This is a genomic window from Blastococcus sp. CT_GayMR16 (genome assembly GCF_004570875.1).
Taxonomy (GTDB): Bacteria; Actinomycetota; Actinomycetes; order Mycobacteriales; family Geodermatophilaceae; genus Blastococcus_B.
Window position 1 is genome coordinate 177,928 of record NZ_SPQK01000004.1, and the last position, 14,789, is coordinate 192,716.

Consider the following 14,789-nt stretch of genomic DNA (forward strand, 5'->3'; position numbering starts at 1 on the left):
GGGTCTCAGCCGGCCGATTGCCCGGCCGGAACCCCGTGCGACCCCTCGTGCCACGTCCACGGGTCGGTCCGCCGTCGCGAGACGGCCACCTCCACCCGCCCGGACAGGTCGCGGTGGAGCACGTCCGCCGCGACCGGCAGCCAGGGCCATTCGGTCGCGAAGTGTCCTACGTCGCACAGCGCCGGTCCACCCGACTCCATTATTTCCGAGACCGGGTGGTGCTTGAGATCGCTGGTGAGGAACACATCGGCGCCCGCGGCAGCCGCGGCACTGGTCAGCGACCCCCCGCTGCCGCCGCAGACAGCGACCCGCCGCACCACCCGGTGCGGCTCGCCCGCCGCCCGCACCCCGCCGACCGTGGCCGGGAGGACCGCGGCCGCCAGCGCCGCGAACTCCCGCAGGGTCATCGCTCGCTCCAGCTCCCCGATCCGGCCGAGCCCGGGCCGCGGGTCGGTGCCGGCGGGCTCCAGCGGGACGGCGTCGTGGAGCCCGAGGACGGCGGCCAGCGCGTCGTTGACGCCGGAATCGGGCGCGCGGTCGGCGTTCGTGTGCGCGACGAACAGCGCCGCGTTGCCGCGGATCAGCCGGTGGACCAGACGGCCCTTCGGGTCGTCGGCGGGGACACCGTGGACGGGGGTGAGCAGCAGCGGATGGTGGGTGACCAGCAGGTCGGCACCCGTCTCGAGCACCTCGTCGACGACGGCGGTGGTGGGGTCGACGGCGAACAGCACGCGGCGCACGGGCTCGTCTGGGTCACCGCACACGAGCCCGACGGCGTCCCAGCTCTCGGCGAGTGCGGGGTCGTAGCGGGCGTCGAGCGCGGCGAGCACCTCGCGCAGGGGCACGGACACGGTCGGGACTGTAGGTCAGGCGGTGCGGCCGGCCCCGTGGCCGCGATGACAAGCTTCCGCACGTGGCGGACAGCGGGCTTCGGGGTCGGGGCCTGCGGGCACCCGCCTGGCTCGAGGAGCTGGTCCGCACCACGCCGCCACCGGTGCCGTGGGGCGACGTCGTCCGCTTCGCCGTCACCATCCCCGCGCCCCTGACCGTCGCCGTCGTGGTGGGCGGCGGGGTGCAGCCGGGGACGGCCCTGGGCGCGGGTGTCTTCGCCACCATGGGCGCGCTGGCCGCGGCACTGGCGCCCCAGCCGGGACCCCTGCGCGACCGGCTCCGGCGCATCGGCGCAGCCACCGGGTTCGGGCTCGTCGGTCTCGTGGCCGGCCAGTACGCGACCGGCGGCGGATGGATACCGGTGCTGGTGATCGCGGCGCTCTCGGTGGTGGCGGCGCTGGTCAGCGCGATCAACGCCGCGCTCTCGCTCGGCGCCCTGCAACTGCTCATCTACGCCGCGCTGGCCTCCGGCCTGGTGTCGCCGCTACCCCAGTGGGCCGAGCTGAGCTTCTTCCTCGCCGGCGCGGCGTGGGCGACGCTCACCGCACTCGTGCAGTACGGGACCGAGCCGCTGGATCCCGATCGGGCCGCGGTCGCCGCCGTGTTCACCCGCCTCGCCGACCTGCTGACGGCGGCCGGCACACCGCGGGCCGAGGACGCCCGCCGGGACCTGACCGGCTCGCTCAACGCGGCCTACGACCGGGTGATCCGCAGTCGGGGCCGTTCCGCGGGGCGCACCCGCGAGCTGTCGGAGCTGGCCGGCGTCCTGAACGCGGCCGCGCCGCTGGTCGAGGGCGCGGTGGCGGCCGCCCGCGCGGGGCTGCCCGCCGAGCCGGAGGACCTGGCGGCGATCCGGGCGGTCGCCGACGCGCTGCGGGCTGCGCGGGACCTTCCCGGTGACCGTCCTCCCCCGCGGGAGGACGGCCACGCCGCCGCGCGGGCGGTCCGCCACGGCGTCCGGCTGGTCTGGAACGTCGTCGGGGATCCCGAGGAGCGCGCCGGCGCCGCGGCGTTGCGGCCGCAGGAGGACCGGCGCGCGCGACTGCGCGAACTGGCCGACCGCACGCTGGCCAGCGCCGAGAGCCGGTCCTTCGCCGTCCGCCTGGCGCTGTGCATGACCGTCGCGGAGATCGCCCGGCAGACCGTGCCGACGCAGCGGCCCTACTGGGTGCTGCTCACCGTCGCGATCGTGCTCAAGCCCGACTTCGGGTCGGTGTTCACCCGCGCCGTCCAGCGGGCCGTCGGCACGCTGCTCGGCGTGCTGCTCGGCTCGGCGCTGCTGGCGTTCCTGCCGCGCAGCCCCTGGCTGCTGGTAGCGATGGCCGTGTTCGCCGGCATCCTGCCCTGGGCCCGCAACGCCAACTTCGGGCTCTTCTCGGTCTTCCAGACGCCGCTGATCATCCTGCTGCTCGACCTCGTCTTCCCCGGAGGTCCCGGGCTGGTCGGGGCGCGGCTCGTGGACACGCTGATCGGCTGCGGGATCGTGCTCGTCTTCGGCTACCTGCTCTGGCCCCAGACCTGGCGGGCGCCGCTCGACGAGGCGCTGCGCGACGCCGCCCTGGCGCTCGACGCGTTCGTGGAGGCCGCCTTCACCGGTGACGCCGCCGAGCGCCGCCGGGCCCGCCGCCGGAACTACCGGGCGCTCACGGAGCTCCAGACCCAGCTCCAGCGCCGCCTCGCCGAGCCGCCGCCGATCAGCACCCGGGCGGCGGCGTGGTGGCCGGTGATCGTGCAGCTGGAACGGACCTCCGACGCCGTCACGGAGGCAGTGATCGCGACCCGGGCCGGAGAGCCCGCGCCGGACCTGGCCCAGGTCTCGGTCCTGCGCCGGGCGATCCGGCAGCTGGAGGACGACGTCCGCACGCACGGGACCCCGCAGGAGGAGGACGACGCCGAGATCTACGCCGAGGGGGTGCTCGCGCCCGTCGCCCGCGAAGTGGACGCCGCCCGCCGGCTCGTCCGGGAGACCGCACCCGGTCGGCGTTCCGGCAGCTGAGTTGCGTGTGACGCCAGGTCACCCTGGGATCGGGTACGTGCCGACCGACCAGCCGCCCTCGTCCCTGCCCGCGCCCACCGGCCCGCCTCCCCCCGGCTCCCGGACGGTCACCACCGACGACGGCGTCCCCCTGCACGTCGAGGTGGACGGCGATCCGGACGCGCCGCTCACCGTCGTCCTGTCGCACGGGTTCACCGCCCGGCTGGCGGAGTGGGACCTCCAGCGCGCCGCGCTGCGGAACCGGGCCCGGCTGGTGCTGTGGGACCAGCGCGGGCACGGCCGCTCCGGCTGGACGAAGCTCACCGCGGCCACCATCGACCGCACCGGGCGCGACCTCGGAGAGGTCCTGGACTCCACCACCCCGACCGGGCCGGTGGTGCTGGCCGGGCACTCCATGGGCGGGATGAGCGTGCTCGCGCTGGCCCGGCAGCGCCCGGAGCTGTTCGGCGACCGCGTCGTCGGCGTCTTCCTGCTCGCCACCTCGGCCGGGGGCCTGGTGCAGACCGGCGTCGTGGGCCTGGCGATCAAGGTGATCCGGAAGCTGCGGTTGCTCTCGCTGTACCTCCGTTTCCTGCAACTGATCGCGCCGCTCCTGGAGCGGTTCCGCCGGCGTGGGACGCGCCTCGGCCGGCGGGTCACCCGGCGGCTGCTGTTCGGTGTCGACGACGCCGACCTGGGCAACGTCCGCCTGGTGCAGGACCTGCTGGAGGAGACACCGCTGCCGGTCGCGATGGCCTACTACGCGACCTTCCTCGACCACGACGAGACGGCGGCGCTCGAGGTGCTGCGCCGGGTGCCGGTGACGGTGATCGCGGCCACCCACGACCGGTTGACCCCCGCCGCGCACGGGCGGCACATCGCCGCGCAGATCGGGGACGGCGCCGAGCTCGTCGTCGTCCCCGGGGCCGGCCACAGCGTCAACCTGACCAGGGCCGACGTCGTCGACACCGCGTTCGCCGCTCTGCTCGACCGCGTGGAGGAGCGCCTGCGAAAAGCGGGTTGAGCGGGGGTACGGTCGGGCATCGCACTGTGACGACGACCACTCAGTTCATGTTGCAGTAACCCGCCGACACCCCTAACTTCGGCGGCCACCCGACGACGTGTGACGGCCCGGTCCGAACAGTGCGACCTGGGCGGCGAGGAGCAGGACATGGACCGGATGAGCGCCCTCGACTCGGGCTTCTTCTTCGCCGAGAGCGAGAACACCCCGATGCACGTGGGGTCGGTGGCCGTCTTCGAGGGGCCGGCGCCCACCTACGGCGACGTGGTGCGGCTGCTGCTGAGCAAGCTGCCGCTCGTGCCGCGCTACCGCCAGCGGGTGCGCGAGGTGCCGATGCAACTGGGCCGGCCGGTGTGGGTCGACGACCCGCACTTCCAGATCCTGTACCACGTGCGGCACACCGCGGTGCCCGGCCCGGGCAGCGAGGAGCAGCTGCGCAACCTGGCCGGCCGCGTGCTCGGCCAGCGCCTGGACATGGCCAAGCCGCTGTGGGAGCTGTGGCTGGTCGAGGGCCTCGCGGACAACCGCTGGGCGATCATCTCCAAGGTCCACCACTGCATGGTCGACGGCGTCGCCGGCACCGACCTCATGCAGCTGATGTTCGACCTCGAACCGGACGCGAAGCACGAGGCCCCGAAGGACTGGACGCCGCGGCGGACGCCGTCGAGCCTGTCGCTGGTCACCGAGGCCGTCTCCGAGACGGTCGCCCACCCGCTGCGCGGGCTCTCGTCGCTGCCCAGTGTCAGCACCGCGGTGCGCGGGGCGAAGGCGCTGGCCGAGCAGGGCAAGACCGTCGCCCAGACCGTGCCCTCCCTCGCCAAGCAGGCGGTCACCCCGACCGCCCGCTCGCTGAACGGCCCGATCGGCCCGCACCGCCGGTGGGCCTGGACCGAGGGCAAGTTCGAGGAGTTCAAGGCCGTCCGCACCGCCTTCGGGGGAACGGTCAACGACGTCGTCCTCGCCGCGATCACCGGCGGTTTCCGCGACCTCCTGCTGGGTCGCGGTGAGCTCTCCTCGGAGAAGCTCGTCGTCCGTTCGATGGTGCCGGTCTCGGTGCGGAAGGCCGACCAGAAGGGGTCGCTGAACAACCAGGTCTCGGCCGTCTTCGTCGACCTCCCGGTGGGGCTGCCCGACCCGGTGGCGCGGCTGACCTCGATCCGCGGCCAGATGGACGAGTACAAGAAGACGATGTCGGCGGTCGACGCCAACTCGATCATCGACATGGGCAACTACGTCGCGCCGACGCTGCTCGCGCTCGGCGTCCGTGCCGCACTCTCGGCCGGCCAGTTCTGGTGCCAGGCGGTCACGACGAACGTGCCCGGGCCGCGGTTCCCGCTCTACGTGCTCGGCAAGCGGATGGAGTCGGCGTACGCCTACGTGCCCATCGCCGGCGGCGTGCGTTGCTCCATCGGGATCTTCTCCTACCTGAACACGATGACCTTCGGGCTCAACGCCGACTTCGACGGCTACCCCGACGTCGACGTCCTCTCCGGCGGCATCCGCGCCGGCCTGGACGAGCTGCTGACGCTGGCCAAGCAGCACAGCGCGGCGAAGGAGAGCGCGGCACCCGAGAGCGCACCGAAGCAGAGCCCACCCCCGAAGACCGCGCCGCAGAAGAGCGCGGCCGCGACGAGCGCCCCGCGGAAGACCGCGCCCCCGAAGAAGAAGTCAGCAGCCGCCCGGTGAGCCCGGCCCGACGACGCGGTGCGGGGGCGCTCGGCGAGGGCCCCCGGGGACTGGAGACCGAGGACACCCCGGGGCTGACCGTCGCCGTCACCGGGCCGACCGGCACCTTCGGGGCGGGACTGATCCCCCAGCTCCAGGACGACGACCGGATCGCCCGGATCATCGGGATCGCCCGGCGCCCGTTCGACCCGGCCGAGCGCGGCTGGACGAAGATGGAGTACCGGCAGGGCGACGTCCGCAACCCCGCAGCGCTCCGGGAGGCCTTCGAGGGCGCCGACGTCGTGGTGCACCTGGCGTTCCTGATCACCGGCAACGCCTCGCGGGAGACCACTCGGGCGATCAACGTCGACGGCACGCTCAACGCGTTCCGCGCCGCGGCGGCAGTCGGCGCGCAGCGGTTCGTCTACGCCTCCTCGGTGGCGGCCTACGGTTTCCACACCGACACCCCCGAGACGATCGACGAGGACTGGCCGACCCGGCCGGCGGCGAAGCTGTTCTACGCGCAGGAGAAGGCCGAGCTGGAGGGCCTGCTCCAGGAGGAGTCGGATCAGCACCCCGAGCTCGCGCTCTACCTGCTGCGGCCGCCGATCGTGCTCGGCCCCAACGTCATCGGTGCGAAGGACGTCCTGCCCGGCCCCCTCGCGCCGCTCGGGCGACGGCTGTTCGGCAAGCCGCGACGGCTGCCGTTCCCGGTGCCGGTGGTCGCGCCGCAGCACCCGATGCAGTTCATCCACGAGGACGACGTCGGCAGCGCGCTGCTGCTCTGCGTGGTGGCCGCCGGCCCGCCGGGCGCCTACAACATCGCCGGCGACGGGATCGTCACCGCGGTCGACGTCGCGCGGGAGTTCGGCGCGCTGGTCATCCCCGTGCCGGCGGGCCCGGGCCAGGCCGCGGCACGCGCGGTGTCCCGCCTGCCGTTCCTGCCGCCGGCGGCGGAGTGGATCGAGGCGGCCAGCCGCCCGGTGATCATGGACACCAGCCGGGCGCGCGAGCGGCTGGGCTGGCGACCGCGGTACACCGGCCTGGAGGCCCTCCGCGACACGCTGCGCGAGGAGCTCTAACGCGCGGCGCGGACCTTCTTGGTGGCGTCCAGCCAGCCGAGCACCTCGGCCGCCACCTTCTCCGGCACCTGCAGCTGGGGCACGTGCCCGACGTCGGGCAGCTCGAGGTAGCCCCACCCGGGATGACGGCGGGAGATGTCGCGGGCGGCCGCGACCGGGACCAGCCGGTCGCGATCACCGTGCACGAGGAGGACCGGGGCCGTGATCGATGCCATCGCCTTGCGGTAGCGCCGCGGGTCGACGAGCAGGCGCAGCAGCGACCGCGCCGCGGCCAGGAACGCCCGGTCCATGCCGTCGACGTCCTCCCGCTCCTGCAGCAGGGTGACCGAGCGGTCGATCACCTGCGGCGGGACGGAGTCCGGGTCGACCCCGACCAGGGTGAGCATCTCCCGCACGCGGGCCAGTTCCGACTGCCGGGTGCGCCGCATCCGCATGAACCGCTCCCCCACCAGCGGGACGGCGTAGATCGCGAACATCAGGGCGACCAGCGGGTCGAGGGCCCGCCGCGGGCCGGGGACGGCGGGGTCGATGAGCACCAGACCGGTGACCGCCTCGGGGTGCTCGCCGGTCGCCAGGATCGAGAGCATCCCGCCCATGGAGTTGCCGATGAGGACGGCGGGCTCACCGACCACCTCGGTGAGGAATCGGTGCAGGGCGGCGGCATTCGCCGACACGCTCGCCTTCCGCGCCCCGGGCTCGCTGCGCCCGAAGCCGGGCAGGTCGAGCGCCCAGAGCCGCGCGTGGTCGTTGAGCAGGGGCGCGAGCAGGTCCCAGTTCAGGTGCGAGCCGCCGAGACCGTGCACCAGCACGATGGCCGGACCGTCTTGCGGGCCGCCGAAATCGACGTAGTGCACCGGCCCGTCCAGGTCGACGACCCGGCTCTCCCCGTTGGTCGCCCGCTCCGCGTTGGTCACGTCCACGCCTCTCTCCACACCCGTTCCGGCCTCCGTACGGTGACACGTCCGCCACCGGATCGCCGTCCGGGGTTCATCTGCCGAGGCGCATACCCGCGGAACGTGAACGGCTGATATGACCCAGAACACATTTGGGCAACATCTGCCCGCGAATGGTCTCGACGGCGTGTGAGTCAACCCCCATCTTGGTACAGGTCCGTACCAAAGGCGGTCGGCACGTGGAGGACGATGTGGCACGACAGCAGGACGACGGTCCCGCACTCCCGCTGTACCTCACCGAGCCCGGCCGCGCAGTCGGCGACTACGGCCTCTACCTGGCCGCCCGCCCCCTGATGTCGCGCCTTCCGCGCGGCGACGGCCACTCCGTCCTCGTCCTCCCGGGCCTGCTCGCCGACGACGTCTCCACCCGCGCTCTCCGGGCCGTCCTGCGCAAGCTGGGTTACGACGTCCACGGCTGGGGTCTGGGCCGCAACATCGGCCCGACCGCCGCCTGTGTGAACGGCACCCGCGATCTACTCGCCCGTCTCTACGAGGACTCCGGACGCCCCGTCACGGTGATCGGCTGGAGCCTGGGCGGGATCTTCGCCCGCGACCTGGCGCGCAGCGTCCCCGAGTCCGTACGCCAGGTGGTCACCCTGGGCAGCCCGTTCCGCCTGGCGCGCAACAGCCAGAGCCGGGCCACCAAGGTGTTCGACCGGTTCTCCCACCTGCACGTGGAGCACCGCACCCTGCCGCTGGAGTCGGAGAACATCCCGCTGACGGTGCCGGCGACGTCGATCTACTCGCACTACGACGGGATCGTGCACTGGCAGACCTGCCTGGACACGCCCGGCGAGCGCTGCGAGAACATCGCCGTCATGGCCAGCCACCTGGGCCTGGGCCACCACCCGGCCTCGATCTGGGCGGTCGCCGACCGGCTGGCCCAGCCCGAGGGCACGTGGAAGCCGTTCAAGGCTCCGCTGTTCCTGCGGCCGGCGTTCCCGAAGCCCGCACACCCGGCCCCGGCCGGCCCGCTCGCCGCCGAGACCTCTGCCGCCTGAACTCGCGCGGCCCGTCGGATCCCGGTCGGCCGAGGGTGCAACGGTTCCGGCATGCCGGATCGTTGCAGTCGATCTAGTGTCGTAGGCCTCAGTTGCCCCGGACCCCGGTGACGTCGTCAGGTCACGCGCGTCCGGGAGGTTGCCATGAGCGCACCGGAGCGCCCCGAGCCTTCGGACCCGGCGAGGTCGGCCACGCCGGGACCGCTCCCGGACGGCTGGGAGAGCATCTACGGATGGCTGGTGGCGCTGACCCCCACGACAACGGCCGCTGAGGCGCTCACCGCCGAGGTCTGTCGCCGACTGGCCTCCGGACCGCCACCGTGGTTGGCCGGCCGGCCGGCGTCGAAGCAGCATCAGTTCTTCGCCGTCCAGGTCGTCCTCGAGGCGCGGGGAGTGCTCGCCGGCCGCCCCCGCTGACTGTCGGGTCGTCGTCCCCTCGGGACCACTGAGACGACGACCGGCCGACACTCGAGGACGACGACCACGGTGGGCGCGGCAGGGTTCGAACCTGCGACCGCTCGCTTGTAAGGCGAGAGCTCTACCGCTGAGCTACGCGCCCGGCGCGCCCAGGGTAGGTGCCCCGGGCGGCGGATCCAGCCTGGTTACGCGGCTGCCTCGTCGGTCAGGTTCTCGACTGCCTGCTTCCATCCGGACTGCTCGCGCACGTCGCCGGGCGAGTTGACCTCGGCGAACGCGACCTTCCCCTCGGCGTCGACGAGGAACGTGGCGCGCAGGGCCATGCCGGCCTTCTCGTTGAAGGCGCCGTAGGCCTGGGCGGTCACCCCGTGCGGCCAGAAGTCCGAGAGCAGCGGGAAGTCGAAGCCCTCCTTCTCGCGGAAGGCCTTGAGGCTGAACGTCGGGTCGGTGCTGACGGCGAGCACGGTCACCCCGGCGTCGGTGTAGACCGACAGCTCGTCGCGGAGCTGGCACAGCTCGCCGGTGCACAGACCGGAGAAGGCGAAGGGGTAGAAGACCAGCAGCACGGGGGTGCCCCGCAGGTCGGCGAGGGACACGACCTGCTTGTCCTGGTCGGAGAGCGAGAAGTCGGGAGCGGCGTCGCCGACGGAGAGCGTCATGTCCCCGATCGTGCCTCAGCGGCGGGTGCGCGCCGCCTTGGGGGTCACCAGGCGGATGCCCGACCAGTCCTTGGCCGCCGAGATGCTGCTGGTCTGCGAGAGCCCCGCGGTGGGAGCGGCCTCGGTGACGTCGCCGGGCTCGACGTGGCCCGGGCGCCCCGACTTGGGCACCAGCAGCCAGACGACACCCTCGTCGGCCAGCGACGCGATGGCGTCCACGAGGGCGTCGACCAGATCGCCGTCGTCCTCACGCCACCAGAGGATGACGACGTCGGCGACCTCATCGGTGTCCTCGTCGACCATCTCGCCACCCGAGAGATCGATGATGGCGTCGCGCAGGTCCTCGTCGGCATCCTCGTCCCAGCCGAGCTCCTGCACGACCATGCCCGGCTTGATGCCCAGCCGGGCCGCCATGCCGGCGCTGTCGACGCTCATCCCTGCTGCTCCTCCATGGGTGACTGTGCTGACTGATAGTGGGGTGGATGCTGCCTTGTCCGGGCGTCCGACGCGCGCGGAGGCGTCACGGACGTCCGCTGACGTGGCCTGGGACGGGTGGACTGCATCGGCTGCTGATGACGGACACGACCAGCGGGAGGGAGACCCGCACCCCGGTCATGTCACCCCTCTCGCCTCGCTGCGACCGCCGCCCAGCGGCGGCCGTCCCGGTACGGAACCCGTCACACCGAGCCACCGCTGGCGGAAGCGTAGGGCATGGCGCGCGTGACGCAAGCGCGCAGGAGCAGGGCATTCGGCCGGCGAGCCCCGCGCGAGACCAATGACTCCCCGCACAACACGGCAGGCCCACGTGACGTCGGTTACCCGGAGGGGAGACGATGGGGGCATGAGCGCACCGCAGCAGAAGGACGGCGATCCCGTCCAGGAGTCCGGCGCCCCCCGCGCGGTCATCACCGACGGGCTGCCCAGCCAGCTCCCCGACATCGATCCGGACGAGACCCAGGAGTGGCTCGACTCGCTCGACGCGGTCGTCGGGCACGCGGGCCGTGACCGTGCCCGCTATCTGATGCTCCGGCTGCTCGAGCGCAGCCGTGAGCAGCAGGTCGGCGTGCCGTCGCTGCGCAGCACCGACTACATCAACACCATCCCGCCCCAGCGCGAGCCGTGGTTCCCCGGCAACGAGGACGTCGAGCGCCGCATCCGCGCCTACATCCGCTGGAACGCCGCGATCATGGTCCACCGCGCCCAGCGGCCCGGGATCGCCGTCGGCGGGCACATCTCCTCCTACGCGAGCTCGGCTTCCCTCTACGAGGTCGGCTTCAACCACTTCTTCCGCGGCAAGGACCACCCCGGCGGCGGCGACCAGATCTGGTTCCAGGGCCACGCCTCCCCCGGCATCTACGCGCGCGCCTACCTCGAGGGCCGGCTGACCGAGAACCAGCTCGACGGCTTCCGCCAGGAGGTCAGCCACCCCGGCGGCGGCCTGTCGTCCTACCCCCACCCGCGGCTGATGCCGGAGTTCTGGGAGTTCCCGACCGTCTCGATGGGCCTGGGTCCCCTCAACGCGATCTACCAGGCGCGGTTCAACCGCTACCTGCACGGCCGCGGCATCAAGGACACCTCCGACCAGCACGTGTGGGCCTTCCTCGGCGACGGCGAGATGGACGAGCCGGAGTCGCTCGGCGCCATCGGCCTGGCCGCCCGGGAGGAACTGGACAACCTCACGTTCGTCGTCAACTGCAACCTGCAGCGCCTCGACGGCCCGGTACGCGGCAACGGCAAGATCATCCAGGAGCTGGAGTCCTTCTTCCGCGGCGCCGGCTGGAACGTCATCAAGGTGATCTGGGGCCGCGAGTGGGACGCGCTGCTGGCCGCCGACCGCGACGGCGCCCTGGTCAACCTGATGAACCAGACGCCGGACGGTGACTACCAGACCTACAAGGCCGAGGACGGCGCCTTCGTCCGCGAGCACTTCTTCGGCCGTGACCCGCGCACCCGCAAGCTCGTCGAGGGCATGAGCGACAAGGAGATCTGGAACCTCTCCCGCGGCGGCCACGACTACCGGAAGATGTACGCGGCCTACAAAGCAGCGATGGAGCACAAGGGCCAGCCCACGGTCATCCTCGCCAAGACCATCAAGGGCTGGACGCTGGGCAGCCACTTCGAGGGCCGCAACTCCACGCACCAGATGAAGAAGCTGACCGCCGAGGACCTCGCCGGGTTCCGCGACCGGCTTTACCTGGACATCCCCGACGAGGCGCTCGACAAGACGCTGCCGCCCTACTACAAGCCGGAGCCCGGCTCCGACGAGCTCGAGTACATGCTCGAGCGGCGCCGGCAGCTCGGTGGCGCCGTCCCGCGCCGGCGGTCGGAGTTCAAGCAGCTCAAGGCGCCGGAGGAGAAGGCGCTCGACATCCTCAAGAAGGGGTCGGGCAAGCAGGAGGTGGCGACGACGATGGCGTTCGTCCGCCTGCTGAAGGAGCTGCTGAAGGACAAGGAGCTCGGTCCGCGCTTCGTGCCGATCATCCCCGACGAGGCGCGCACGTTCGGCCTGGACGCCCTGTTCTCCTCGCACAAGATCTACAACCCGGCGGGGCAGCGGTACACCTCGGTCGACCGCGAACTGATGCTGGCGTACAAGGAATCCGAGTCGGGCGTGATCCTGCACGAGGGCATCAACGAGGCCGGCTCCACGGCGTCGTTCACCGCCGTCGGCAGCTCCTACGCCACGCACGGCGAGCCGATGATCCCGATCTACATCTTCTACTCGATGTTCGGGTTCCAGCGGACCGGCGACGGCTTCTGGGCCGCCGCAGACCAGATGGCCCGCGGCTTCGTCCTCGGCGCCACTGCCGGTCGGACGACGCTGAACGGCGAGGGCCTCCAGCACGAGGACGGCCATTCGCTGCTCCTCGCGCACACCAACCCCGCGGTGGTGTCCTACGACCCGGCGTTCTCCTACGAGGTCGCCCACATCACCAAGGACGCGCTGCTCCGAATGTACGGCGAGGACCCGGGCGGCCCGCTGGGCGGGAGCCGCTCGGCCGACGTCATGTACTACCTGACCGTCTACAACGAGCCGATCAGCCAGCCGGCCGAACCGGAGGACCTCGACGTCCAGGGCCTGCTCGCCGGCATGTACCGGTACGCCGAGGGGCCGCAGCTGGACGGTCCGGACGGCGGGGCGGGTGGGGGCATCAAGGCGCAGGTGCTCGCCTCGGGCGTCGCCCTGCCGTGGGCCATGCGTGCCCAGGAGCTGCTGGCGAACGACTGGAACGTCTCGGCCGACGTGTGGTCGGTGACCTCGTGGGGCCAATTGCGCCGGCAGGCCGACGAGGTGACCGAGCACAACCTGCTGCACCCGGAGGAGGAGGCACAGGTTCCCTACGTGACCTCGCGGCTGCAGGACGCGCACGGCCCCGTGATCGCGGTCTCGGACTGGATGCGCGCGGTCCCCGACCTCATCGCCCCGTACGCACCGCACGGGATGCAGTCGCTCGGCACCGACGGGTTCGGTCTGTCCGACACCCGGCCGGCGCTGCGGCGGCACTTCCACGTGGACGCCGAGTCGATCGTCGTCCGCACGCTGGCCTCGCTCGCCGACTGGAACCAGCTCGACCGCGAGGTCGTCCGTCAGGCGGTGGAGAAGTACCAGATCCGCGACGTGCAGGCCGCACCCGCGGAGGAGCGGTCCGACGAGAGCCCCGCCACCTGACAAGGGACCCGCGCGACGGTGACCCGGGCCTGCGGGTCACTGTCGTCGGCGGCGGGGTCGTCGGGCTGACCTGCGCGCTGGAGCTCTCGCGGGCCGGGCATCCGGTCGAGGTGCACACCGCCGACCCGGTCGGGGACACGACGTCCGCGGTGGCGGCGGCGCTGTGGTTCCCCTACCGGGCGGCGCCGGTGGACGCCGTCCTCCGCTGGGCGGCGACCTCGCTGGAGGTCTTCGCCGCCCTCGCGGAGGACCCGGCGAGCGGGGTCGCCCTGCGCCCGGGAACCGTGGTGCACCGCTCGCCCGAGCCCGACCTCTGGTGGTCCCCGGCCGTCCCCGGACACCGGCCGGCGACGGCCGGGGAGCTTCCGCCCGGAGCGACCGCGGGCACTCGGTGCACGCTGCCCGTGGTGGACATGGGCCGGTACCTGCCGTTCCTGCTCGACACCTGCCGCGCGACCGGCGTGACCGTCGTGCCGGGCGTGGTCGACCGGCTCGCCGACGTGCCCGGGGGCCTCCTCGTGGTCGCCGCCGGCCTGCGGTCGGGGCCGCTGCTCGACGACGACACCGGCGTCCCGGTGCAGGGGCAGGTCGTCCGGCTGGCCGATCCGGGCCTGACCGGCTGGCTGCTGGACGAGGACAACCCGGCCGGGCTGACCTACGTGGTGCCCCGCGGGGACGACGTCGTGGTGGGCGGCACCGCGGTCGAGGGCGCGACCGGCACCCAGCCCGACCCCGTCGTCGAGGCCGCGCTGCTGGAGCGGGCGTGGGCGCTGGTGCCCGCGCTGCGCGGCGCGCGGGTGCTGTCGCGGGCGGTCGGGCTGCGGCCCGGCCGGCCCACCGTGCGCCTGGACCGCACGCTGGTGGACGGCCGGCCGGTGATCGCCTGCTACGGGCACGGCGGCGCCGGGGTCACGCTCTCGTGGGGCTGCGCACGGGACGTCGTCGCGCTGGCCGGAGCCGGCTAGCGGTCGGTCGCGGTCTGGACGACGCCTTGCCAGGTCGCCTTGGCCCCGGCGTGCCCGACCCGGACCACCTGCTGGACGGTGCCGACGACGGCGACGACCGCGAGGACGCCCGCCACGATCGGCAGCCAGCGCGGGCGCCCGCCACCGGACGGCCGGTCGAGGAGCCACAGCCCCACGGCGACGGCGAACAGCCCGATGGCCCACGGCAGCATCCCGTCGGCCAGCTCGGCGTGCCGCTCGACGAGCGCGCTCCGCCCGACCGAGTGCTCCAGGCTCTCCCCGCTCTGGGTGGACAGCGGGACCAGCACCAGCGCGACGCCGGCCAGGAGCGGCGTCACGATCCCGAGGCGGCGGCGGGCGGTCGGCCAGAACGCGTGCAGCAGCACCAGGAGCGCGGCCAATGGGAGCAGGACCACGGTCGCGTGGACGACGATCGCGTGGGTGGGCAGTCCGAAGACGGTCTCGGGCACGGGTTCCTCCGGCTGGCAGT

13 protein-coding genes and 1 tRNA gene are annotated in these 14,789 nt (G+C 73.0%); 8 read left to right on the top strand and 6 right to left on the bottom strand.

Going from position 1 to position 14,789, the window contains the following annotated elements:
- Positions 1–5 precede the first annotated feature (5 nt).
- Entirely contained in the window at positions 6–851 is an 846-nt protein-coding gene (locus E4P38_RS07300; RefSeq protein ID WP_135131100.1) for a Nif3-like dinuclear metal center hexameric protein, read from the bottom strand.
- Between the two features lie 62 nt (positions 852–913).
- Between E4P38_RS07300 and E4P38_RS07305 the strand changes: the two genes are divergently transcribed.
- From E4P38_RS07305 to E4P38_RS07320, 4 genes are all read left to right on the top strand, one after another.
- Entirely contained in the window at positions 914–2,887 is a 1,974-nt protein-coding gene (locus tag E4P38_RS07305; protein WP_135131101.1) for an FUSC family protein, read from the top strand.
- Positions 2,888–2,924: 37 nt separating this feature from the next.
- Positions 2,925–3,890, top strand: coding sequence for an alpha/beta hydrolase (locus tag E4P38_RS07310; RefSeq protein ID WP_245160861.1), 966 nt, complete (start codon positions 2,925–2,927; stop codon positions 3,888–3,890).
- A gap of 147 nt (positions 3,891–4,037) precedes the next feature.
- Positions 4,038–5,573, top strand: coding sequence for a wax ester/triacylglycerol synthase family O-acyltransferase (locus E4P38_RS07315; protein ID WP_135131102.1), 1,536 nt, complete (start codon positions 4,038–4,040; stop codon positions 5,571–5,573).
- Complete coding sequence (locus E4P38_RS07320; RefSeq protein ID WP_245160862.1) at positions 5,570–6,634, top strand: NAD-dependent epimerase/dehydratase family protein; 1,065 nt, start codon at positions 5,570–5,572, stop codon at positions 6,632–6,634. Before E4P38_RS07315 ends, E4P38_RS07320 begins: the two co-directional genes overlap by 4 nt.
- Here the strand turns inward: E4P38_RS07320 and E4P38_RS07325 are convergent.
- The gene (locus E4P38_RS07325; RefSeq protein ID WP_245160863.1) at positions 6,631–7,554 is read right to left on the bottom strand and encodes an alpha/beta hydrolase; all 924 of its coding nucleotides are present in this window, start codon (positions 7,552–7,554) and stop codon (positions 6,631–6,633) included. The genes E4P38_RS07320 and E4P38_RS07325 overlap by 4 nt on opposite strands.
- Positions 7,555–7,778: 224 nt before the next feature.
- On the opposite strand from E4P38_RS07325, the gene E4P38_RS07330 reads away from it, so the two are divergent.
- Together E4P38_RS07330 and E4P38_RS07335 are read left to right on the top strand one after the other, a co-directional pair.
- Positions 7,779–8,588, top strand: coding sequence for an alpha/beta hydrolase (locus tag E4P38_RS07330; protein WP_135131103.1), 810 nt, complete (start codon positions 7,779–7,781; stop codon positions 8,586–8,588).
- A gap of 144 nt (positions 8,589–8,732) precedes the next feature.
- Positions 8,733–9,005 (top strand): hypothetical protein, encoded by a 273-nt coding sequence (locus E4P38_RS07335; protein ID WP_135131104.1) that lies wholly within the window; start codon positions 8,733–8,735, stop codon positions 9,003–9,005.
- Positions 9,006–9,075: 70 nt separating this feature from the next.
- Here the strand turns inward: E4P38_RS07335 and E4P38_RS07340 are convergent.
- From E4P38_RS07340 to E4P38_RS07350, 3 genes are all read right to left on the bottom strand, one after another.
- Positions 9,076–9,147, bottom strand: a tRNA-Val gene (locus E4P38_RS07340).
- Positions 9,148–9,190: 43 nt separating this feature from the next.
- Complete coding sequence (locus E4P38_RS07345) at positions 9,191–9,664, bottom strand: peroxiredoxin (RefSeq protein WP_135131105.1); 474 nt, start codon at positions 9,662–9,664, stop codon at positions 9,191–9,193.
- 15 nt (positions 9,665–9,679) lie between these two features.
- Complete coding sequence (locus tag E4P38_RS07350; protein WP_135131106.1) at positions 9,680–10,099, bottom strand: DUF3052 domain-containing protein; 420 nt, start codon at positions 10,097–10,099, stop codon at positions 9,680–9,682.
- 406 nt (positions 10,100–10,505) lie between these two features.
- On the opposite strand from E4P38_RS07350, the gene aceE reads away from it, so the two are divergent.
- Together aceE and E4P38_RS07360 are read left to right on the top strand one after the other, a co-directional pair.
- On the top strand, positions 10,506–13,334 hold the full coding sequence (gene aceE, locus E4P38_RS07355) for a pyruvate dehydrogenase (acetyl-transferring), homodimeric type (RefSeq protein ID WP_135131107.1): 2,829 nt from the start codon (positions 10,506–10,508) through the stop codon (positions 13,332–13,334).
- A 29-nt stretch (positions 13,335–13,363) separates the two neighbouring features.
- Positions 13,364–14,299, top strand: coding sequence for an FAD-dependent oxidoreductase (locus E4P38_RS07360; protein ID WP_135131198.1), 936 nt, complete (start codon positions 13,364–13,366; stop codon positions 14,297–14,299).
- On the opposite strand, the gene E4P38_RS07365 is transcribed toward E4P38_RS07360, so the two are convergent.
- The gene (locus tag E4P38_RS07365) at positions 14,296–14,769 is read right to left on the bottom strand and encodes a DUF2231 domain-containing protein (RefSeq protein ID WP_135131108.1); all 474 of its coding nucleotides are present in this window, start codon (positions 14,767–14,769) and stop codon (positions 14,296–14,298) included. The genes E4P38_RS07360 and E4P38_RS07365 overlap by 4 nt on opposite strands.
- Positions 14,770–14,789: the final 20 nt, after the last annotated feature.

Excerpts from the sequence above, each read along its gene's own strand:
- E4P38_RS07315 (WP_135131102.1), top strand. The coding sequence starts at position 4,038 with ATGGACCGGATGAGCGCCCTCGACTCGGGCTTCTTCTTCGCCGAGAGC.
- E4P38_RS07335 (WP_135131104.1), top strand. The coding sequence starts at position 8,733 with ATGAGCGCACCGGAGCGCCCCGAGCCTTCGGACCCGGCGAGGTCGGCC.
- E4P38_RS07345 (WP_135131105.1), bottom strand. The coding sequence starts at position 9,664 with ATGACGCTCTCCGTCGGCGACGCCGCTCCCGACTTCTCGCTCTCCGAC.
- E4P38_RS07350 (WP_135131106.1), bottom strand. The coding sequence starts at position 10,099 with ATGAGCGTCGACAGCGCCGGCATGGCGGCCCGGCTGGGCATCAAGCCG.
- aceE (WP_135131107.1), top strand. The coding sequence starts at position 10,506 with ATGAGCGCACCGCAGCAGAAGGACGGCGATCCCGTCCAGGAGTCCGGC.